We start from the raw sequence: 21113 nt of genomic DNA, 5'->3' as shown, positions 1-21113 counted from the left end.
TGCGCGTGGGGGTGGGTCTGAAGGTCAGCTCTCGGCGGTGAGCTCGACGACCATCGCCTGCTGCGGGCGCTGCACAGGCGGGCGCACGCCCGCCTCCACCAGCTCCCGGCCGGTCAGCAGCGGCGGATGCTCGGCCCATTCGAGAGCCGACTGGCCGGCCTCGTCGGCGTCGCGCATCAGCACGCGCAGCCGGTACGCCCGCGTCGGCTCGAGGCCCGGCATCCGGATCCTGCCGGGCGGATAGGCCGCGCTGGTGGCGGTCTGGACGATGGTGAAGACGGCGGATGCCGCGTCCGCCGCCACGACGCCCCGCACGTCGATGCCCGGCTCGGTGCCGTCGACGTGCACGATGCGGCCGGACGCGATGAGGCGTCGCAGGCGCTTGGCCAGGGCGACCCATTCGGAGATCTCGGCCCGCAGCCCGTCGTCGACGGCGGTGAGATCCCACTCGATCCCGAAGTGCCCGAGCAGCGCGACCGCGCCGCTCAGCCCGAGTGAGACCGTGCGACCCGACGAGTGCACGACGGGACTGGTCAGGTGCATGCCCATCATCTCGGGCGGGACCACCAGGCCCGTGTAGCGCTGGTTCTCGAGGCGCTCGAGCGGGTCGAGGCTGTCGCTGGTCCAGATGCGGTCGGTGCGATCGAGGATGCCGAGGTCGACGCGCGCGCCGCCCGACGCGCAGCTCTCGATCTCGAGCCCGGGGTGCGCGGCCTTGAGCTCGTCGAGCAGGCGGTAGACCGCCTTCGTGTGAGCGTGCACGCGAGCACCGCCGGCGGGGCCGCCTGCCGCGTCGACGAGGTCGCGATTGTGGTCCCACTTCAGATAGGCGATCGGGTACTCGTCCAGGAGCGCGTGCAGCCTGCCGGCGATGTGCGCGTACGCCTCGGGCTGCGAGAGGTCGAGCACCTGCTGCTGCCGGGCGGACGGCGGCAGCGGCATCCGTCCGCGCAGGATCCATTCCGGATGCCGGCGCGCGAGGTCGCTCTCGGGATTCACCATCTCGGGCTCGACCCACAGTCCGAACTCCATGCCGAGCGCGCGCACATGGTCCGCGAGCGGGTGGAGGCCCTGCGGCCACACGTCGGCATCGACAGCCCAGTCGCCGAGGCCGGCGGTGTCGTCGCGGCGCCCGTGGAACCAGCCGTCGTCGAGCACGAACCGCTCGACGCCGACCGATGCCGCCGCGTCCGCGAGGGCGGTGAGCCGGTCGAGGGTGTGGTCGAAGTAGACCGCCTCCCACGTGTTGAGGGTCACCGGGCGCGGTCGCCGGGGGTGGTGCGGGCGCGCACGCCACTCGTCGTGGAATCGCTGCGACAGCTCGGTGAGGCCGTCTCCCCACGAACCGATGATCCAGGGCGAGCTGTAGGCTGCGCCGGCGGCGAGCACGACCTCGCCGGGCAGCAGCAGTTCCCCGGCGGCGAGGAACGCGTCGCCGGTCACGGTCCGCTCGGCGAGCGCGCGCTGATTGCCGCTCCAGGCCACGTGGATGCCGTGCACGCGGCCGCGCTCGAAGCCGAAGCCGGGGCGACCCGCCGCGAGCAGGATGGCGGAGTCGGCGCCCGTGCGGCCGCGTCGGCTCTCTCGGATATGCGAGCCGAAGGTGAGGTCGCGGCGCTGCGGGGAGCGCTCGCGCAGGTGATGCCCGGTGGTGTCGAGCACCTCCGTCGCATCCCAGGGGAGCGGGAAGGTCGCCTGCAGTGACTGGAGGGTGTACGGCGTCGCGCCGCTGTTGCGCACGGTCACGCGCTGGTGGAAGAGCCCGCTCGGTCCGATCCGCAGCTCCGCCCGCACGGCGAGCCCGGCCTCGGCGTCGATGAGGGCGACGCTCGCGCGGTGGTCCGTCGCCTGGACGTCGGCGACGGAGAGACGGATGCTGACACCCGCGGCCTCTCGGTGACCTTCGATGCCCGGACTGCCGAACCAGCCGTCCGCCGCGGCGGGGATGAGCGTGAGCGCCGGGGTGGTGTCCAGCCCGCCCGAGACCCGCTGGGCACGGGCGGCGGTCGCGAGCCCGCGGAGGGTCTCAGGGGCGGAGCCTTCGAGGGCTGCACCCCAGTGCACGATCGCCGGTGCAGGGGAGGCGTCGAGATCGACGACGACGCTCGTGCCGCCGCGGCTCAGGTGGAGAACCCGCGGACCGGACACGGAGGCGCTGTGCTCGGCGTCGAGCAGCCGGTCAGTGCTGTGCATGGAGTTAGTTCTACCATGGAATTAATAAAGCGGACAAGAGGGTTATCCCATCGCACCGCACGGGTGTTTGCTGGTCCTTTCGTGTCAGAATGAAACATTCGCGTGCCCAGGGAGGTCCCGACGATGCTGACCGAGAGTGAACGCGCGCTCGCGCGGGCCGTGCTCATTCACGGGCCGATCGCGCGGAGCGCACTGACGAATCGACTGGGACTGTCGCCGGCCAGCCTCACGCGGCTCGCCAAGCCGTTCCTCGACAGGGGCTACCTCGTCGAGCTCGACGACCTCGCCGACGGCTCGGTCGGGCGGCCCGTCCGTCCGCTCGACGTCGCACCCGGGCTGGGCCGGTTCGGCGGCGTCAAGATCACCGGCGATGCCCTCGAGGTCGTCGTGACCGACGTGCGCGCCGAGCCGATCGCCCAGCGCACGGCGCCGCTCGACACGCACGAACCCCGCGCTGTCGCCGCCCTCATCGCCGCGGCGCTCCGCGCACTCGAGTCCGAGACGCTCGTCGGCGTGGGGGTCGCCCTCGGCGGGGCGGTCGACGGCGGCGTCGTGCGGTTCGCGCCGTTCCTGGAGTGGGAGGACGTGGGGTTCGCCCAGCTGCTCGAACGCGAGCTCGATGTTCCGGTCACCCTCGAGAACGACCTCGTCGCGCTGGCCGAGGCCGAGCGGTGGTTCGGGCTCGGGCGGGGCATGCCCGGCTTCGTCGTCCTCACCATCGGCGCCGGTGTGGGCTACGGCCTCGTCGTGGGTGGCGAGGTGGTCCGCTCATCCGAGGCCGGGCTCGGCCTCGGGGGGCACATTCCGCTGAGCGACAGCGGCCCTCTCTGCCAGGCGGGTCACCGCGGCTGCTCGCAGGCGATGCTCACCTCGGGCTCGATCGCCGCGCAGGTGGCGGCGGCGCTGCAGCGTCCGGTCACGTACGACGAGGCGCTCGCGCTCGCCGCGGCAGGTGAGCCCGCCGCTGTCGCCGTGGTCGACGCCGCGGCCGACGCGCTCGGCCGTTTCATCGCGCTCGCCGCCAACCTCACGTTCCAGGACGCCGCGGTGCTGGCCGGTGAGGGCATCGCGCTCTTCACGGTGTCGGAGGAGCGGGTCCGCACGGCGATCTCGGCGGGTCGCGATCCGCGCGCAGAGCCGGTGCGGCTCTACGTCGACGACTCCGGCTTCGCCGCGTGGGCGCGCGGCGCCGCGGCGGTGGCGATCCAGTCCGCCGTCGACCGCCTGCGGCTCGATTGACGCGCCGCCGCGGGCTGGCTCCTCCTGGGAGGGTGACGGATGCCGCGGGCCCCGGCATCCGTCACCGCTTCCGCTCGCGGGAGAAGTGCGTGGCACCAGAGATCACGCACTCGGGAATAACCTTGGTGCGGACGCGTTGCACCAGATACATTCATTTGCATAGATTCGTCCGCGACGGAGATCCCGCACGGCGAAGGAGCGGAGAAGCGATCGTGAGCGACAGCACCACGTGGTCGGGAATGCAGTTCGGCATCTTCACGGTGAGCGACATCACCCAGGACCCGACCGACGGCACCACGCCCAGTGAGGCGGAGCGGATCCAGGCGACCCTGCGGATCGCCAAGCACGCCGAGGAGGTGGGCCTCGACGTCTTCGCCCTCGGCGAGCACCACAACCCGCCGTTCTGGTCGTCGTCGCCCACGACCACCCTCGCCTACATCGCGGCGCAGACCGAGCGGCTCGTCCTCTCGACCGCCACGACCCTCATCACCACCAACGACCCGGTGAAGATCGCCGAGGACTACGCGATGCTGCAGCACGTGTCGGGCGGCCGTGCCGACCTGATGATCGGGCGCGGCAACACCGGCCCGGTCTACCCGTGGTTCGGCAAGGACATCCGCCAGGGCCTGCCGCTGGCGATCGAGAACTACAACCTGCTGCACCGCCTGTGGCGCGAGGACGTCGTGGACTGGGAGGGCCAGTTCCGCACGCCGCTGCAGGGCTTCACGTCGACCCCGCGCCCGCTGGACGGCGTGGCGCCGTTCGTGTGGCACGGCTCGATCCGCACGCCCGAGATCGCCGAGCAGGCCGCCTACTACGGCGACGGCTTCTTCGCGAACAACATCTTCTGGCCCAAGGAGCACTACCAGCGCCTGATCGCGCTCTACCGCCAGCGGTACGCGCACTACGGGCACGGCACGCCCGAGCAGGCGATCGTCGGCCTCGGCGGTCAGGTGTTCATGGCCGCGAAGTCGCAGGACGCCGTGACGCAGTTCCGCCCGTACTTCGACAACGCGCCGGTCTACGGTCACGGCCCGTCGCTCGAAGACTTCAGCGAGATGACCCCGCTCACCGTCGGCTCGCCGCAGCAGGTGATCGACCGCTACGCCGCGATGCGCGACACGTACGGCGACTATCAGCGCCAGCTGTTCCTCATGGACCACGCCGGCCTGCCGCTGAAGACGGTGCTCGAGCAGCTCGACATCCTGGGCGGCGAGGTGGTGCCGGTGCTGCGCAAGGAACTGCAGCGGAACCGGCCGGCGGAGGTTCCGGATGCCCCGACCCACGCGAACCTCGTTGCCGCGAAGTACGGCGACGAGGCCCCGCGCCAGGCCGTCCCGGGTGCCAACCGCGGCGACAACCTCGTGGGCGCGAGCCCTTACCAGGACAGCCCGGCGCCCGCCGGTGCGGCGTTCGGCCTCGGCCGGAAGGAGGCGTGACATGACCATGCCACGTCGCATCGCGGTCATCTCGGCCGGCCTCTCGAACCCGTCGTCCACGCGCATGCTCGCCGACCGGCTCGCCGCCGCGACGGTGAAGCAGCTCTCGGACCGCGGCATCGAGGTCGAGGTGGACGTGTTCGAGCTGCGCGATTACGCGCACGACATCACGAACAACCTCCTCACCGGGTTCGCGCCGCCGGCGCTCGACTCGGCGATCAACGCGGTCGTCTCGGCTGACGCCGTCATCGCCGTCACGCCGATCTTCTCCACGAGCTACTCGGGCCTGTTCAAGTCGTTCATCGACGTGCTCGACCCCGACGCCCTCACCGGCAAGCCCGTGCTGATCGGCGCGAACGCGGGCACCGCCCGCCACTCGCTCGCGATCGACTACGCGATCCGGCCGCTCTTCACGTACCTTCACGCCGAGCCCGTCTCGACGGGTGTGTTCGCGGCATCGAGCGACTGGGGAGCGTCGGCCGACAACGTCGCGCCGCTCGGGGAGCGCATCGACCGCGGAGCGCGCGAGCTCGCCGAGGCGATCGCCCGCCGCCAGCCGGCGACCGACTCCGATCCCTTCGATCCGGCGAACTACCTCGGCGAGGGCCGCTCGTTCGGCCACCTGCTCGGCGGACTCGCGGGGGAGTAGGACGCAGGCGGGCCTGTCCAGCCAACTGGCCGGCGCGGCTCGGCCCGCCGGCCCGGCTCGTCAGGCGAGCACGACATCCTCCGGTGCGCGGAGGGGGCGCCACGCGTCCTCTCCGCGCACGGTCGTTCCCGCCGCACCGTCGGAGCCGTCGCCCGGCGGCAGCACGTCGGCGGCGACGAGCGGTCCGAGGTCGACGCGTGCGAGCTCCTCGATGTCGGCGATCGGCACCTGGAACGTGCGGAACGCCCCGAGGCGAGGCACGACGAGCACTCCCTGGCTGAGGTCGATCAGCTCCGACTGATCGAGCACGAAACCGGCCGCCGCCAGAGCGCCGTCACCGGTCGCCCACGCGGCGACCTTGAAGAAGCGGCGCGGAACACGGATGCCGCGATACGGCGGATCGTCGTCGGCGAGCACCGGCGAGGTGAACACGCTGACGCGCTCGTCCGTGGCATCGGCGAACGCCAGGACGTGATCTTCGAGGCCGAGCCACAGCTCCTTCGACTGGTTGAAGCCGCTCGCCTGCGGGGCGGCGTTCGGGTAGGCGAACGTGGCCTCGGTGGCCAGGCGGGCCTCCGCCTTCGTGCCCCAGCCCGGATCCCGCCGACGCACGAGGTGGCCGCGATCGAGATCGTTGGAGGCGTACACCGCGGGTCCGGCCTGTTCCGCCGCGGGCACACGGGGGTCGAGCTCCCAGTCCCCGGTCCGCGGCAGGTCGTGCAGCGACGAGCCGTCGATGTTCACGCCGGTCATGACGGCCAGCCGCCGCTCCGGCTCGAGAAGCACCGTGAACCTGGGGTAGGTCAGCTCGCGCACCTCGCGCCCGTCCGCGGGCCGGGGGAGCGGGAGCGGGATGCCGAGGAAGCCGTCGTCGTACGCATCGAGGTCTGCCACCGCTCCATCATCGCGGGAGCCCGCGACAGGCTCGGTACGCCGCTCGGGCGCTCGCCGTCGGTGCCGGGCGTCGGCGGCGGCCCCGGACGCCGGATCCGGGCTCTCACTCGCCATCGGACGACCTCCGGGCACTCAGGCGGCGCGCGAGCACCGCGTCGACGGTGAGTCCCAGCCCGACCGCGAAGACGACCGACACGACGACCGCGACCACCGGCCCGCCGGGCACGAACGTCGCGACCACGGCGCCGATGAGCGCCTGGTAGAGCGCCCACGCGAGCGCCGCGAGGCCCGCCACGGCCAGGTAGCGCGGCGCGCCGAGCTTCGTCGCGCCGGCGGTGAGGTTCACGGCGAGGCGCGCGAACGGGATGAACCGGGCGGTGAAGAGCACCAGCGCGCCGCGCCGCTCCAGCCGTAGCCGCGCCCACCCGAAGGCCGCCCGCGCCTTCGATGTGCGCATCCACCGCCACCGTTCCAGGCCGATCGTGCGGCCGACGAGGTAGCAGGCCGCGTCTCCGCAGACTGCGGCGGCCGCCGCGACGACCACGATCCCGACCAGCGCGGGCTCGCCCTGCGAGACCGCGAGCGCCCCGAACGCGGTCACGGCGGCTTCACCGGGGATCACCACGAGAAAGGCGTCGCCGAGCACGAGGGCGAACAGCAGCGGCAGCGCCCATGGGCTGCGCGCCACCTCGGTCAGCAGGTCTTCGACCATGTGCCTCTTGGTAGTCGTCCGCGGTGAACGGCGACCGAACGGCGCACGTCCGGTGACCCGCCGTGGTGCATCGGGTGAACACTTGCGCGTGGGCGCCGGTTCGCGGCATACGTCTCCCCTCCCGCCCCCACCCTGGAGGCGTGAGAGTCGCACTGCTCGCCGAATCGTTCCTGCCCCACATGAACGGAGTGACGGGGTCGGTGCTCCACGTCCTCCGCCATCTGGCCGCCGAGGGGCACGAGACCCTGGTCATCGCGCCGCGCGCCGGCGAGATCACCGCCGACCTGCACGGCGCTCGCACGGAGCTGCTCCGGTCGGTGCCGCTGCCGTCGTATCCCGAGGTGCGGGTCGTCTTCGCCCGCGCGGCGAGGCTGACGGCGATCCTGCACGAGTTCCGACCCGACGTGGTGCACCTCGCCTCCCCCTTCGTGCTGGGGTGGCAGGGTCTCGCGGCGGCCGACGTGCTCCGCATCCCGTCCGTCGCCGTGTATCAGACCGACGTCGTGGCGTACGCGGAGCGATACGGGATGCCGCAGGCCGCGGCTCTCGCCGGACGCCACATCGCGCGCCTGCACCGGCGTGCCACGCTCACCCTCGCCCCCTCGACCGCGTCGCTGGAGCAGCTCGAGGCCCTCGGCGTGGACCGGCTGCGTCGCTGGGGTCGCGGCGTCGACACGGGTCGCTTCCGCGCCGACCGTCGCAGCGACGCCTGGCGCGCGCGCATCGCCCCCGGACTGACGGTCGTCGGGTACGTCGGCCGCCTCGCCCCCGAGAAGCAGGTGGAGGACCTCGCGGCGCTCGCCGACGTCGCCGGCACGCGCCTCGTGATCGTGGGGGACGGGCCCGCGCGTCCCGCGCTCGAGCGGGCGCTTCCCGATGCCGTCTTCACCGGGCATCTCGACGGCGACGCGCTCGCCGAGGCCCTCGCGAGCTTCGACGTGTTCGTGCATCCCGGCGAGAGCGAGACGTTCGGTCAGACCATCCAGGAGGCGCTCGCCAGCGGCGTGCCCGTCGTCGCGACGGGCACCGGCGGGCCGGTCGACCTCGTGCGCTCGAGCGTGGACGGCTGGCTGTACCGTCCCGGCGATCTCGGCGATCTGCGGGCCCGCGTCGCGGACCTCGCCGGGGATGAGGGCAAGCGCCGCGCGTTCGCGGCGGCAGCGAGCGAGTCGGTGCGCGACCGCTCATGGGACGCCGTGTGCCGGCGACTGATGGAGCACTACGACGAGGCGCGCGCCCTCCGGCCCATCGACGACGCTCAGCTGCTGCGCGCGTCGACGCGCCCGGCAGCCCCGCCCCGCCGGTCGGCGCCGGCACGCCCGTGGTCGCGGTTCGTGGCGCTCGGCGACTCGATCACCGAAGGTCTCTGCGATGCCTCGCGCATGCCGTCGGGGGAGTACCGGGGCTGGGCCGACCGGCTGGCGCAGCTGCTGGCCCACGCGCAGGGCGCCGACGAGCCGTTCCGCTACGCGAACCTCGCCGTGCGCAGCCGCCGCGTGCAGGACGTCCTGACCGAGCAGCTGCCGGTGGCGCTCGCCCTGCGGCCCGACCTCGTGTCGATCCTCATCGGCGCCAACGACCTCGTCGCGCGGCGGGTCGATCCCGTCGCGGTCGCGGCCGGACTCGAGAACGCCGTGCGGCGACTGCGCGCCTCGGGGATCGACGTGCTCCTCGTGACGCCGTTCCTGCCCCGGCGCCGGGCGGCGCTGCTGTTCGCGCGGCGATTCGCGGTGTTCTCGTCCGAGCTGCGCCGCATCGCCGCGCAGACCGGCGCGGTGCTGCTCGACACCGACGCGGTCCTCGACGCCCGAGGGCTCCCCGCCATCGGCGATCTCGAGCTGTGGGCCGACGACAAGGTGCACCTGCGCCCCCGAGGCCATCGCTACCTCGCGTACCGGGCGGCCGAGACGCTGGGCGTGCCCGATGCCGAGGCGCTGGGCGATCTCGACGCGGTCCTGCACGCCGACGACGATCCGGTCGCGGCCGGAACGTGGCTGCGCCGCGACGCGCTGCCGTGGGTATGGCGGCGCCTGCGGGGGCGGACGGCCGGCGATGGCCTGGTCGCCAAGCACGCGGATTACGTGCTCATCGGCGGGCGCGGCGATGTGCCTGCCCGCGTGCACGCCGGCTGAGGCATCCGTTCACTGCCCCCTACCCGATCGTGCGGCGTGCCAGCAGGGCCGCAGCGAAGAAGCACAGTGCGCCGATCCCGGTGCCGAGGTTCGCCCACAGCGGGCTCAGGAGCTCTCCGGTGGAGGGCACGACGAACGCCGCGACCGCCGAGAAGCCGAAGGCGATGGACCCCAGGAGGTTGAGGCCGGTGCCGTGCCACGTGCGGGCGTCGCGGTCCCACAGCGTTCCCCGGTCCTTCGTCGCGACCACCGCCAGCACGCTGGAGACGAGGAAGGCCGCGGAGCCCCACGCATCGGGGCGCCACCCGGCCCCGACATGGTCCGGATCCGCGATCGCGGCGATGAGGGCCTCGGCGGTCGACGCGTTGAACAGGAGCGTACCGGCGAACTGGATCGCGGCTGCCCACCAGTCGAAGCGGTCCGCCCGGTTCATGCGCGCGTCAGGCGTGCCGCGCCCGCTCAGCAGCAGCTGGATGAGCCCCGCCGTGGTGAAGAAGATCGACCCGGCGAAGAACGTCGCGTTCGCGCCGACCGGCCCGGCCCACGCGGCGTACGCAGGAACCACGCCGATGAAGAACAACGCCGATCCGACCGCGAAGCCCCAGGACTCCCGTCGGAGTCGCCGGATCCGCCCCGCGGCCGGATCGACCGGTCGTCGCACGCTCAATGGTGGAAGCTGGGACCGATGCCGGGGTGGGGCATGGGGCTGTCGAGCGAGTCGAGGAACTCGGTCTCGCTCTTGATGTCCTTCATGAGGTCTTCGGCGAGGTCGCGGCTGAGCCCGTTGCGGCACACGATGCGCATCACGGTCTGATCCGACAGCTCGCCCGAGAGGGGATACGCGGGGACGAGCCATCCCTTGATCCGCAGCCGTTCCGAGAGGTGATAGAGCGTCCACTTGTCGGTGTGGTCCGGGGTGAGCCGCCAGGCGAACACGGGGATGTCGGTGCCGTCGCTCAGGAGCTCGTAAGCATCGAGCTGGGCGATCGCTGACGACAGGTACACGGCGACGTCCTGGGAAGCCTGCTGGATCGCGGTGTAGCCGGCGCGGCCGAGGCGCAGGAACCGGTAGTACTGCAGCAGAACCTGTGTGCCGGGCCGGGAGAAGTTGAGGGCGAACGTGGGCATGGACCCGCCCAGGTAGCTCACCTTGAAGACGAGGTCGTCGGGCAGCGCCGCGGCGTTGCGCCACACCACCCAGCCCACGCCCGGGTAGACGAGTCCGTACTTGTGGCCCGAAGTGTTGATGGACTGCACGCGTTCCACCCGGAAGTCCCACTCCAGGTCCGGCTGCAGGAACGGAGCGACCATCGCCCCCGAGGCGCCGTCGACGTGCATCGGGATGTCGACCCCGGTCTTCGCCTCGATCTCGTCGAGCTTCGCGGCGATGGCCTTCACCGGCTCGTATGCGCCGGTGTACGTCACGCCCACGATGGCGACGACGCCGATCGTGTTCTCGTCGACGTAGTCCTCGAGCCCCGTGCCGTCCATGAGGGGGTGCTCCGCCGTGACGGGGACCAGCCGCATCTCGACGTCGAAGTAGTTGCAGAACTTCTCCCAGCACACTTGGACCGCCGAGCTCATGATGAGATTCGGCTTATCGGTGGACTTCCCCGCGGCGCGGCGAGTGTGCTGCCAGCGGCGCTTCAGCGCGAGGCCGCCGAGCATGCACGCCTCCGACGAGCCGATGGTCGAGGTGCCGATCACATCGTCGTTGTCGGGCACATTCCACAGGTCGCCCAGGATCCGCCAGCAGCACTCCTCGATCGCGGCAGTGGCCGGATATTCGTCCTTGTCGATCATGTTCTTGTCGGCCGACTCGACGGCGAGCCGGTTGGCGTGGTCGTCCATCCACGTGCCGACGAAGGTCGCGAGGTTCAGCCGCGCGTTGCCGTCGAGCATCGTCTGGTCGCGGATGATGCGAAATGCCGTCTCGGGCAGCATCTCCCCGTCGGGGATGACGTTGTACCTCGCGGTCGTCGCCTCGCCGGCTCGGGTGAAGGTCGGCTGCAGCGCCTCGTCCTGATACATGGATCCTCCGTCGCTTGCGGACCTGTCGCGCGGATGCGCTCGCAGTCTGCGGCGCCCAGTCCGCCGCACCCCGCTTCGGCCCCTTCGGTGCCGAAGCTATACCGCTGAGGGGCGCGCCGTCATCCCTCAGATCGCGTGAGAGGACGATGTTCGGCGTCCTCGCCTACGGAGCGGGCGGTTACTGCGCCCACACGCATTCGGACTCGGCCGGCGCGCGTGCCGTACCGGGTGGCGCGGTGCACGCGTCCCTCCGTCGCGAGGGTGATCGCTGGTCGGACGACGGTCACTCGCCGGGCTGGATCTCGCCCGCCTCGATCGCGGCCTCGCGCTCTTCGAGCTCGAGGTCGTCGACGTCGTCTTCGACGGACTCGAGAGGATCGAGCGTGGCCGGGGGCAGGTCGAACTCGACATCGTCGTCGACGGGCACCTCGCGCTCGTCGTCGGGGACCCGCTCCCGGAAGTCGCTCATCTCACCCTCGTGATCGTCAGGAGCTACCCGCTCTTGCGACGGAACTCGCGCTTGGTCACCGCACCGTGGGTGCCGTGGATCGCCGAGTCGGCGTCCATGTGCGCCTCGCCCTGACGATGGTTCGCGTTCTTCTTCTCCAAAGCCTCTTTGAACTTGCGCTTCATCTCATCGGATGCCGCAGACGCCGGCTTCTCGTCGGTGCTCATGGTCCCCACCATAGGCGCGGCGCCGGATGCCCGCCAGGGTGGGTGCTTTCCGGTCGCCCGCTGATAGGCTCTTACGGGTTGCCGTCTGGCTTCCGCTCAATTCCATACGAGCACAGTGCCCACACGGGCATGCGGAGCAGGCCGGCAGGAAGCTGGTCCCCTGTGGTGGGTTCCCCGACGCGATCGCGGCGGGTGGTCTTCTACTGGTGACCAGCGCTGGCGAGTCCCGCGGCGATCGCCGCGCGCCGAGATCTGCCTGTTCCTGCTCCTTCGCACAAGCTCGTGCGCGAGACGCGCGTGCGAGCCTAAACAAAGAAGGAGAGACCTCTTGGAAGGTCCTGAAATCACCGCCGCCGAAGCCGTCCTCGACAACGGACGCTTCGGCACCCGCACCGTCCGGTTCGAGACCGGGCGTCTGGCGCAGCAGGCACAGGGTGCCGTCGCCGCCTACCTCGACGAGGAGACCATGCTCCTGTCGGCCACCAGCGCCGGCAAGCACCCTCGTGAGGGCTTCGACTTCTTCCCGCTGACCGTCGACGTCGAGGAGCGGTCGTACGCCGCCGGCAAGATCCCCGGCTCGTTCTTCCGCCGCGAGGGCCGTCCCTCCACCGAGGCGATCCTGGTGTGCCGCCTGATCGACCGCCCGCTGCGTCCGTCGTTCGTCGACGGCCTCCGCAACGAGGTGCAGATCGTCGTCACGGTGCTCTCGATCGCTCCCGGCGAGTTCTACGACGCCCTCGCGATCAACGCCGCGTCGCTGTCGACCCAGATCTCGGGTCTGCCGTTCTCGGGCCCCATCGCGGGTGTGCGCCTCGCGCTCATCCCCGGCCACGGCGAGCACGCCGACCAGTGGGTCGCGTTCCCGAACGTGAAGCAGCTCGAGGAGGCCGTGTTCGACCTCATCGTCGCCGGTCGCGTCCTCGACGACGGCGACGTCGCGATCATGATGGTCGAGGCCGAGGCGACCGAGGGTTCGTGGAACCTCATCAAGGGCGGCGCGACGAAGCCCAGCGAAGAGGTCGTGGCCGCCGGCCTCGAGGCCGCCAAGCCCTTCCTCAAGGAGCTCGTCGCCGCGCAGAACGTCGTGGCGAACACCGCCGCGAAGGAGATCCAGTCGTACCCGGTCTTCCCCGCGTACAGCCAGGAGACCTACGACTTCGTCGCGGGCCGCGCGTACGACGAGCTGGTGGGCATCTACCAGATCGCCGACAAGCAGGAGCGCCAGAACGCCGACGACGCCGTCAAGGACCGTGTCAAGGCCGAGCTCATCGCCGCCGTCGAGGCGGAGCAGCTGCCCGCCGTGTCGACGCTGGAGTTCTCGGCCGCGTACAAGTCGGTGACGAAGAAGATCGTGCGCGGTCGCATCCTCACCGAGGGCGTGCGCATCGACGGCCGCGGCCTCGCCGACATCCGCCCGCTCGACGCGGAGGTGCAGGTCATCCCGCGCGTCCACGGCTCGGCGATCTTCCAGCGCGGCGAGACCCAGATCCTGGGCGTCACCACGCTGAACATGCTCAAGATGGAGCAGCAGATCGACTCGCTGTCGCCCGTCACGCACAAGCGCTACATGCACCACTACAACTTCCCGCCCTACTCGACGGGTGAGACGGGTCGCGTGGGCAGCCCGAAGCGTCGCGAGATCGGCCACGGCTTCCTCGCGGAGCGCGCGCTCGTGCCGGTGCTCCCGGCCCGCGAGGAGTTCCCGTACGCGATCCGCCAGGTGTCCGAGGCGCTCGGCTCGAACGGCTCGACGTCGATGGGCTCGGTGTGCGCCTCGACCCTCTCGCTGCTGAACGCCGGTGTGCCGCTGCGCGCCCCGGTCGCCGGCATCGCGATGGGTCTCGTCTCGGACGAGGTCGACGGCCAGACGCGCTACGCCGCGCTGACCGACATCCTCGGCGCCGAGGACGCGCTCGGCGACATGGACTTCAAGGTCGCCGGCACGAGCGAGTTCGTCACCGCGATCCAGCTCGACACGAAGCTCGACGGCATCCCGTCGTCGGTGCTCGCCGCCGCGCTGACCCAGGCGAAGGACGCGCGTCTGACGATCCTCGGCGTGCTGAACGCCGCGATCGACGGCCCCGACGAGATGGCCCCGACGGCGCCGCGCGTGATCAGCGTGCAGATCCCGGTCGACAAGATCGGCGAGCTGATCGGCCCGAAGGGCAAGACGATCAACGCCATCCAGGACGAGACCGGCGCCGACATCTCGATCGAGGAGGACGGCACCGTCTACATCGGCGCGACCGACGGCCCCTCGGCCGAGGCCGCCCGCGCCCAGGTGAACGCGATCGCCAACCCCACCAACCCGGAGGTCGGCGAGCAGTTCCTCGGCACGGTCGTCAAGATCGCGACGTTCGGCGCGTTCATCTCGCTCCTGCCCGGCAAGGACGGACTGCTGCACGTCAGCGAGGTCCGCAAGCTCGCCGGCGGCAAGCGCGTGGAGAACGTCGACGACGTCCTCTCGGTCGGTCAGAAGCTCCTCGTGAAGATCACGAAGATCGACGACCGCGGCAAGCTCTCGCTCGAGCCGGTGCTCGAGGAGGCCGCCGACCAGGAAGGCCGCGCTGCGGCCAACCCGGGCCCGGAGGCTCCCGCCGAAGGCTGATCGGCGCGCCGAGGCCGCCTCGACGGCCGCGAGCAAGGCTGACCGGATGCCCGTCCCCATCGCGGGGGCGGGCATCCGTCGTCCGGTCGTGGAGCGGGGTCCTCTGTCCACCGAAAAGGGGACGAACCCGCGCAGATCTGCGCTTCGTGATCAAAGCGTTATGCAATGTTTATCGACAGTTCGCCTCAGTGGACAGCGTGCTGTCCGGACTGGCCTACCCTCTAAGTACGCGCCGGGGGGCGCGCGGACAGTGATCACGAGGCTCCGCAGGGATTTTCGTGAGGGGGTGGCACATGGCTTACTTCGGCGTTGACTCGACGCTTCCGTCGTCGAGTCCGGATGCCGCGGCCTCCGCTGCCGCGCCGCAGACCACCGATGTGCGGGGTCCTCACCCGTCGGCGCCCATCCCGGTGCAGGGCCCTCCGATCGGCAGCAGCGTCCGCGTCGCGCTCGGCGAGAGCGGCTCGGAAGTCTTCCCGCTGATCCTCGGCGCAGCCGAGTTCGGCTGGAACGTCGATCTCGAGTCCAGCCACGCGATCCTCGACACGTACGCCGAGCTGGGCGGCAACACCGTCCACACCGCCGACAGCTACTCCAGCGGCCGCAGCGAGCACATCGTGGGCCAGTGGCTGCGGTCGCGCGGGCTGCGCGACGACGTCGTGCTCGCCGTGCGCGTCGGCGGACACGCCGACAACCCGGGCCTCGGACCGGTCAACCTGGTGCGCGCCGTCGAGGCCTCGCTCTCGCGCCTGCGCACCGATCGCATCGACGTGCTGTACCTCGACGCCACCACCGATCCCGGCTCGTCGCTGGAAGACACCCTCGCGACCGCCGAGTGGCTCGTCGAGTCCGGCAAGATCCGGGCGGTCGGCGTGATCGGGTACAGCGCGGCGCAGCTCGTCGAGGCACGCATCTTCGCCTCGGCCGGCTACCCGCGGATCACCGTGCTCGACGTGCCCTTCAACGTGCTGCGTCGTCACGAGTTCGACGACGATCTGCGGCTCGTCGCGGGTGCGCAGGGCATGGCGGTGACCCCGTCGCACGCCCTCGAGCACGGCTTCCTGGCGGGTCGCCAGCGTTCCAAGATCCGCGGCGCGCTGTCGGTGCGCGGCGCGCAGCTCGCGGCGAACCTCAACCGTCGCGGAAGCCGCACGCTGCGGGCGCTGGACGCCGTCGGCGCGGACCTCGGCGTTCCCGACGCGGCGGTGGCCGTCGCCTGGCTGCTGGCGCAGAAGCTCGTCACCGCGCCGATCGTGAACGCCTACGCCCCGCAGCACGTCGAAGAGCTCGTGCAGGGGGTCGGCGTCCGCCTCAGCCGCGCGCAGCTGGCCGACATCGGCCGCGCCTCCGAGTAGCGCGTCGGCCGTGCGGCGCGCCCGATCCGGCCCGTCCGAAGACCCTGCGGGACGTGTCGTAGGGTGGAGGACGTGCCTTCCCCCGGGCACGCGACCCCCGACGGAGTGAGCTGCGTGACGCACTACATCTACCTCGTGCGGCACGGCGAGCATCAGGATGCCGAGCACGGTCTCGTCGACGGCCCCCTCTCGCCGCGCGGACGGCGGCAGGCCGCCCTGCTGGCCGACCGGCTCTCCGGCGTGCCGTTCGACGCCGTCTGGCACTCGCCCCTCGAGCGGGCCAGTCAGACCGCGCGCGCCGTCGCCGAGCGGATGCCGTCGCTCTCGCCGGAGCCGTCGGCGCTGCTGTTCGACTGCGTGCCCACCGGCATGACGGAGGAGACCCCGGCGGCGTTCGAGCCGTTCTTCGGCGCGGTGACCGAGGCCGAGGTCGAGGCGGGGCGCGCTCAGATGTCGGACGCGGTCAGCGAGTTCCTCGTGCGCAAGCGCGGTGAGGTGCACGAGCTGCTGATCACCCACAACTTCGTGATCGCGTGGTTCGTGCGAGAGGTCCTGCAGGCTCCCGACTGGCGCTGGATGACGCTCAACCAGGCGCACTGCGGACTGACGGTGATCGCACAGAAGCAGGGGCGGCCGTGGACGCTCCTGTCGCACAACGACATGGCGCACCTGCCGGTCGAGCTTCGCACCGGCCTGCCCGAGGTCTACCCCGTCTGACCCCGCGGTCCACCCCGGCCGACGGGGCTCGAGCGCGGGCTCGGCGCGCCGGACGCAGCGGCGTGCCCGGCGCTGCGCCCGCCCAGCCGCCGACGCCTCAGAGCGCCTTCCCGTACCAGCGCGACGCGTTGGGGTTGTCGTTGTAGGGATCGATGGCGGTGAATCCGGTGCGTGCGTACAGCGCGCCGGCCGCCTCGAGCGAGTGGTGCGTGTCCAAGACGAGTTCGCCCGCACCGAACTCGCGGGCCCGCCGCTCGAGGTCCTCGACGAGCAGGCGTCCCCAGCCGCGCCCCCGCGTGACCGGTCGGAGGTACAGGTGCTTCAGCTCGTACCGCACGCCCAGCGGACCGGGTGGGATGAGCCGGATGCCGCCGCAGCCCTGCGCGACGCCCTCGTCGTCGTCGAGCACGACGAACACGCCGGCGGGCGGTACGAATGCCGCGGGGTCGGGGAACGTCGTCCGGTACGACACGTCCAGCAGCGCGAAGCCCTCGGTGCGCGAGCGGAAGTACTCCGCGAGCAGCTCGTGGGCATCGTGAGCGTCGACGGCGGAGGAGCGCAGGGTCACCACTGTTCCAGCGTACGGCGCGGATGCCGCCCCTTTGCTCGGCCGTCCGGCCCAACCCGTCCAGCCCGGCCCGGCCTCTGCCGCCCCGCCTAGGATGGAAGCCATGACGACACGCGTGGCCATCGTCGGCGGTACCGGAAAGCTCGGCGGGATCATCCGCGACGTGGTCGAGGCGGAGCCCGGATTCGAACTCGCCGGCGTGCTGTCGTCGCGGTCGGAGCTGTCGGAGCTCCAGGGCGCCGACCTGGTGGTCGACGCGTCGACCCCGGCCGTGTCGATCGACGTCGTCCGCGCGGCGATCGAGCGCGGCATCAACGTGCTCGTCGGCACCTCCGGGTGGTCGGCCGAGCGGATCGCGCTGGTGCGGCCGCTCGTCGAGGCGGCGGGCACGGGGGCCGTGTTCATCCCCAACTTCTCGATCGGGTCGGTGCTGGGCTCGGCCCTCGCCGCCGCGGCGGCCCCGTTCTTCCCCTCGGTCGAGATCGTCGAGGCCCACCGCGAGACGAAGATCGACTCGCCGAGCGGCACGGCCGTGCGCACCGCCGAGCTCATCGCCGCCGCGCGCGCCGCCGTCGGCCCGGTCGAATCCCCGCATGTCGACCAGCGGGCTCGAGGGCAGCAGGTCGCGAGCGTGCCCGTCCACTCGCTCCGCCGTCCCGGCGTCATCGCCCGCCAGGAGACCATCCTCTCGGGCGCGGGGGAGTCCCTCACGATCGTCCACGACACCGTCGAGCCCGCCGCGGCCTATGCCCCCGGCATCCGTCTCGCTCTCGCCGCCGCGCGCGACGCACGAGGCGTCACGATCGGACTCGACAGCCTCATCGACATCGGCATCGGCCGCCGTCACCCCGCCGCCGACGCGCGACCCGTGGAAGAGGGCGGCGTGCCCGGCCAGGTCGCCCGCACCACGGGCGCATGAGCGCCCGCATCGGCGTCGCCGTCATGGCGGCGCTGCTCGCGCTGTACATCGTGCTCGTCGGTCAGCGCGCGTGGCTGCTGATCCTGAGCGGCGACGGCGTCGGCATCGCGATGGGCGTGGCGCTGATCGTGCTTCCCCTGATCGCCGCGTGGGCGCTCGGCCGCGAACTGTGGTTCGGCGTCCGCGCGCAGCAGGTCGGCCGACGCCTGGAGGCCGAGGGCGGCGTGCCCCAGGACGACGTGGCGGTGCGCCCCAGCGGACGCGTCATGCGCGCGGACGGGGATGCGGTCTTCCCGGTGTACCGCGCCGACGCGGAGGCCCATCCCGACGACTGGCGGGTCTGGTACCGCCTCGCTCTCGCCTACAACGCGGCCGGAGACCGGCGCCGCGCCCGCGAGGCGGTGCGCACGGCCATCCGTCTCGAGAGGACCGACCGGCCCGCCTGACTCAGCGGGTCGCGGGGACAGCTGCGGCGACCGCATCCTCGACGGTCGGATGGCGGAACCCGAAGCCCGACACGGTCAGGGCGTCGGGCACCACGTGCGCGTCGGAGGTGAGGATCGCCTCGGTCGCGTCGGCCCCGAGCGCGAGCCGGATGCCCCATACCGGCGCGCGCAGCAGGAACGGCCGGTTCATCCGCACGGCGAGCGCGAACCCGAGGTCGTTGGCGGTGGCGCGCGTCGGCCCGGCGAGGTTCACGGGGCCGGTCAGGCGTTCGTCGATGACGTGGCGGATCGCGCGCACCTCGTCGTCGAGCGAGATCCAGGGCCACACCTGGGTTCCGCGGCCGATCGGCCCCGAGAGGCCCAGACGCGTGAGGAGCATGAGCGGCTTCAGCACCCCGTCGGCGTGGACCACCGGCGCGGTGCGCAGCACGCTCACCGCGGCATCCGTCCCCGCCCCGTAGGCGGCTGCCTCCCACTCGCCGCAGAGGTCGGCGAGGAACGACTCACCGCGCGCGGCGTCTTCCGAGAGCCGGGCTTGCGGCGCCGAGCCGTAGTAGCCCACGGCGGAGGCCGACACGAAGTGCGGGGCATCCGTGCCGAGCGCCCGGACGGCGCGGGCCAGGGCGCGGGTCGGCGTGACCCGCGACCACAGCAGCGTGCTCTTGTACGACGTCGTCCACGGGAACCGGCCGATGCTCGCCCCGTTGAGCCCCACGACGGCGTGCGCGCCCTCGAGCACGGTGGGGTCGAGCGGCTCGTCGCGGGTGAGCCATTCGACCTCGTGCGGCGCCTCGGCCGGGCGGCGGACGAGCGTCGTCACCTCGACGCCGTCGGCGCGGAGGCTGTCGACGAGCGCGCCGCCGATGAGGCCGGACGCCCCGGCGACGACGATCCTGCGACCGTCGGCACCGGGGGAGAGTCTGTCAGGCAAGCGTCGCCTCGAGCGTGATCTCGACGCCCGCGAGCGCCTGTGACACGGGGCACCCGGCCTTCGCCTCCTGCGCGAGGCGCTCGAAGTCCTCCGGCTCGAGTCCGGGCACGACCGCGTTGACGTTGAGGTGGCTGCCGGTGATGCCGGTGCCGGGCTTGAACGTCACCGACGCGGTGGTGTCGATCGACTCCGGGGGAGTGCCGTTCTCGGCCAGCGCGAGCGAGAACGCCATGCTGAAGCACGACGCGTGGGCGGCGGCGATGAGCTCTTCGGGCGTCGTCACCGACGTGGAGCCCTCGCTGCGCGCCTTCCAGTTGACCGGGAAGGTGCCGAGCCCCGACGACACGAACGTCGTCTCGCCGGACCCGTCGAACAGCCCGCCCTTCCAGACGGTGGTCGCTTCGCTCGTGACGGTCATGGAGGCCTCCTCGCTCAGGGCGCGCCCGGTCTCGGGGCGTCTCGCGGTCAGCCTAATCGGGACGGATGCCGCGCCGCGACGGTTGCGCCGCGACGCGAGCCGTGTCAGGCCGCGGTCGGGCGGACGCGTCCGATGACGCCCATGCGCTGCAGCAGCAGATAGAGCTGGCAGCCGAGGCACAGGCCGAAGACGGCGTTGAGGAACGCGGCGACGAACGCCGCGGCGGCGGCGATGGTGAGCGCCCACGGCACGCCGGCCAGGTGCAGCACCAGCCCGATCGTCACGACGAACAGCCCGACGCCCTGCGCGAAGCGCGGCGGGCGCGGGTCTTCGAGATCTTTCGGCGGCGCGAGACGCGGCGCGACGACCTTGCGGTACAGCACGCCCCACGGCGCCGTGCGTGGCGAGACCACGCCCCACAGGAACAGAAGCGCGGTGATCAGCAGCAGCAGGAACGCGGGGTCGAGAAAGCGCTGGAGCACCGTCGTGTGCGGGATGAGGAACGCGCCGGGGACGCCGCTGATGTAGCCCTCGCCGGTATCGGGGTCGACCACGCCGATGAGTCCGGAGCCGGCGGGCCACTGCGCGGTCGACAGCCCCGTGAGCCCCAAGAACACGACGATCAGCAGCAGCGCCGCCGTGATCCCCGCCGCGAAGCGCGGGCCGCGCGGATCGATGCCGCGCGGGGTCGCGGCATCCGTGGCGTCAGACACTCGCGTCTTCCGACGTCAGCCGGTTGAGCTCGAGTTCGAGCACGTCGCGGCCGGGCGCGCCGCCGAAGCGGGTCTGCACCACGCCGTGCCGGTCGAGAACGAGGGTCGTGGGCGTCTGCAGCACGTGGAAGTGCTTGGCGATGTCGGGCCGGTGCGTGAGGTCGACGTCGAGGTGGCGCACGCCCGGGTGGTCGTCGGCGATCGCGGAGAGCGTGCGGTGCACACCGGGGCAGCGGGCGCAGAGCTCCGTGCTGAACTGGAGCAGCGTCGCCACCTCGCCCAGTCCGTCGGCGCCCAGGCGGTGGGGCTCGATCACCTCGTGGGTGACGTCGCGGCGTGCCTGGGACTGTCTCCAGTTGAGGAAGACACCGAGTGCCACCGTCGCCGCGAGGAGGGCGGCGAGGGCGATCAGTGCGCCGACGAGAGTCACAGCAGATCAGGGTAACCCCTTTCAGCTGAATAGAGGCCGGATTC

The 21113-nt window shown here is 71.8% G+C and carries 21 protein-coding genes; 9 read left to right on the top strand and 12 right to left on the bottom strand.

Annotated features, from left to right (window positions below; genetic code table 11):
* Nucleotides 1-24: 24 nt before the first annotated feature.
* The gene (locus IM770_RS16310; protein ID WP_203582213.1) at nt 25-2193 is read right to left on the bottom strand and encodes an alpha-galactosidase; all 2169 of its coding nucleotides are present in this window, start codon (nt 2191-2193) and stop codon (nt 25-27) included.
* A gap of 123 nt (nt 2194-2316) precedes the next feature.
* Here IM770_RS16310 and IM770_RS16305 point away from each other — a divergent pair, with 123 nt between their 5' ends.
* From IM770_RS16305 to IM770_RS16295, 3 genes are all read left to right on the top strand, one after another.
* Nucleotides 2317-3432: an ROK family protein gene (locus tag IM770_RS16305; RefSeq protein ID WP_203582212.1), complete on the top strand. Its 1116-nt coding sequence runs from the start codon at nt 2317-2319 to the stop codon at nt 3430-3432.
* Between the two features lie 239 nt (nt 3433-3671).
* Nucleotides 3672-4871 (top strand): LLM class flavin-dependent oxidoreductase, encoded by a 1200-nt coding sequence (locus IM770_RS16300; protein WP_203582267.1) that lies wholly within the window; start codon nt 3672-3674, stop codon nt 4869-4871.
* Nucleotide 4872: 1 nt separating this feature from the next.
* Complete coding sequence (locus tag IM770_RS16295; RefSeq protein WP_203582211.1) at nt 4873-5520, top strand: FMN reductase; 648 nt, start codon at nt 4873-4875, stop codon at nt 5518-5520.
* Nucleotides 5521-5580: 60 nt separating this feature from the next.
* On the opposite strand, the gene IM770_RS16290 is transcribed toward IM770_RS16295, so the two are convergent.
* Nucleotides 5581-6414: a DNA/RNA non-specific endonuclease gene (locus IM770_RS16290; protein ID WP_307785487.1), complete on the bottom strand. Its 834-nt coding sequence runs from the start codon at nt 6412-6414 to the stop codon at nt 5581-5583.
* Between the two features lie 103 nt (nt 6415-6517).
* Nucleotides 6518-7126 (bottom strand): DedA family protein, encoded by a 609-nt coding sequence (locus IM770_RS16285; protein WP_203582209.1) that lies wholly within the window; start codon nt 7124-7126, stop codon nt 6518-6520.
* A 140-nt stretch (nt 7127-7266) separates the two neighbouring features.
* On the opposite strand from IM770_RS16285, the gene IM770_RS16280 reads away from it, so the two are divergent.
* Nucleotides 7267-9258, top strand: coding sequence for a GDSL-type esterase/lipase family protein (locus IM770_RS16280; protein ID WP_203582208.1), 1992 nt, complete (start codon nt 7267-7269; stop codon nt 9256-9258).
* A 19-nt stretch (nt 9259-9277) separates the two neighbouring features.
* On the opposite strand, the gene IM770_RS16275 is transcribed toward IM770_RS16280, so the two are convergent.
* The 4 genes from IM770_RS16275 to IM770_RS16260 all read right to left on the bottom strand — a co-directional run bounded on the left by IM770_RS16275 (nt 9278) and on the right by IM770_RS16260 (nt 11964).
* Nucleotides 9278-9919: a hypothetical protein gene (locus tag IM770_RS16275; RefSeq protein WP_307785491.1), complete on the bottom strand. Its 642-nt coding sequence runs from the start codon at nt 9917-9919 to the stop codon at nt 9278-9280.
* Nucleotides 9920-9921: 2 nt separating this feature from the next.
* On the bottom strand, nt 9922-11289 hold the full coding sequence (gene gad, locus IM770_RS16270) for a glutamate decarboxylase (RefSeq protein WP_203582207.1): 1368 nt from the start codon (nt 11287-11289) through the stop codon (nt 9922-9924).
* A gap of 283 nt (nt 11290-11572) precedes the next feature.
* Entirely contained in the window at nt 11573-11758 is a 186-nt protein-coding gene (locus IM770_RS16265) for a hypothetical protein (protein WP_203582206.1), read from the bottom strand.
* Nucleotides 11759-11781: 23 nt separating this feature from the next.
* Nucleotides 11782-11964: a DUF5302 domain-containing protein gene (locus IM770_RS16260; RefSeq protein WP_203582205.1), complete on the bottom strand. Its 183-nt coding sequence runs from the start codon at nt 11962-11964 to the stop codon at nt 11782-11784.
* Between the two features lie 328 nt (nt 11965-12292).
* Between IM770_RS16260 and IM770_RS16255 the strand changes: the two genes are divergently transcribed.
* The 3 genes from IM770_RS16255 (at nt 12293) to IM770_RS16245 (ending at nt 16644) form a co-directional block, all read left to right on the top strand.
* Entirely contained in the window at nt 12293-14572 is a 2280-nt protein-coding gene (locus IM770_RS16255) for a polyribonucleotide nucleotidyltransferase (protein WP_203582204.1), read from the top strand.
* A gap of 293 nt (nt 14573-14865) precedes the next feature.
* Entirely contained in the window at nt 14866-15927 is a 1062-nt protein-coding gene (locus IM770_RS16250; protein WP_203582203.1) for an aldo/keto reductase, read from the top strand.
* A 114-nt stretch (nt 15928-16041) separates the two neighbouring features.
* Entirely contained in the window at nt 16042-16644 is a 603-nt protein-coding gene (locus tag IM770_RS16245; RefSeq protein WP_203582265.1) for a histidine phosphatase family protein, read from the top strand.
* Between the two features lie 97 nt (nt 16645-16741).
* Here IM770_RS16245 and IM770_RS16240 read toward each other — a convergent pair whose 3' ends face one another.
* Nucleotides 16742-17215: a GNAT family N-acetyltransferase gene (locus IM770_RS16240; RefSeq protein WP_203582202.1), complete on the bottom strand. Its 474-nt coding sequence runs from the start codon at nt 17213-17215 to the stop codon at nt 16742-16744.
* A 100-nt stretch (nt 17216-17315) separates the two neighbouring features.
* Here IM770_RS16240 and dapB point away from each other — a divergent pair, with 100 nt between their 5' ends.
* Together dapB and IM770_RS16230 are read left to right on the top strand one after the other, a co-directional pair.
* Nucleotides 17316-18131, top strand: coding sequence for a 4-hydroxy-tetrahydrodipicolinate reductase (gene dapB, locus IM770_RS16235; RefSeq protein WP_203582201.1), 816 nt, complete (start codon nt 17316-17318; stop codon nt 18129-18131).
* Nucleotides 18128-18577 carry a tetratricopeptide repeat protein gene (locus IM770_RS16230; RefSeq protein WP_203582200.1) on the top strand — a complete coding sequence of 150 codons (450 nt, stop codon included), beginning with the start codon at nt 18128-18130 and terminating at the stop codon, nt 18575-18577. Before dapB ends, IM770_RS16230 begins: the two co-directional genes overlap by 4 nt.
* A gap of 1 nt (nt 18578) precedes the next feature.
* Here IM770_RS16230 and IM770_RS16225 read toward each other — a convergent pair whose 3' ends face one another.
* The 4 genes from IM770_RS16225 to IM770_RS16210 all read right to left on the bottom strand — a co-directional run bounded on the left by IM770_RS16225 (nt 18579) and on the right by IM770_RS16210 (nt 21069).
* Complete coding sequence (locus IM770_RS16225; RefSeq protein WP_203582199.1) at nt 18579-19508, bottom strand: TIGR01777 family oxidoreductase; 930 nt, start codon at nt 19506-19508, stop codon at nt 18579-18581.
* Nucleotides 19501-19926 carry an OsmC family protein gene (locus IM770_RS16220; protein ID WP_203582198.1) on the bottom strand — a complete coding sequence of 142 codons (426 nt, stop codon included), beginning with the start codon at nt 19924-19926 and terminating at the stop codon, nt 19501-19503. The genes IM770_RS16225 and IM770_RS16220 overlap by 8 nt, the downstream gene beginning before the upstream one ends.
* 104 nt (nt 19927-20030) lie before the next feature.
* The gene (locus IM770_RS16215) at nt 20031-20639 is read right to left on the bottom strand and encodes a DUF4395 domain-containing protein (RefSeq protein ID WP_203582197.1); all 609 of its coding nucleotides are present in this window, start codon (nt 20637-20639) and stop codon (nt 20031-20033) included.
* Entirely contained in the window at nt 20632-21069 is a 438-nt protein-coding gene (locus tag IM770_RS16210; protein WP_203582196.1) for a TlpA family protein disulfide reductase, read from the bottom strand. Before IM770_RS16210 ends, IM770_RS16215 begins: the two co-directional genes overlap by 8 nt.
* Nucleotides 21070-21113: the final 44 nt, after the last annotated feature.

This window comes from Microbacterium hibisci, assembly GCF_015278255.1.
In the GTDB taxonomy this organism is placed as follows: domain Bacteria; phylum Actinomycetota; class Actinomycetes; order Actinomycetales; family Microbacteriaceae; genus Microbacterium; species Microbacterium hibisci.
Note: the sequence above shows the minus strand (reverse complement) of the source record. Positions and strands in the feature narration are given on the sequence as shown.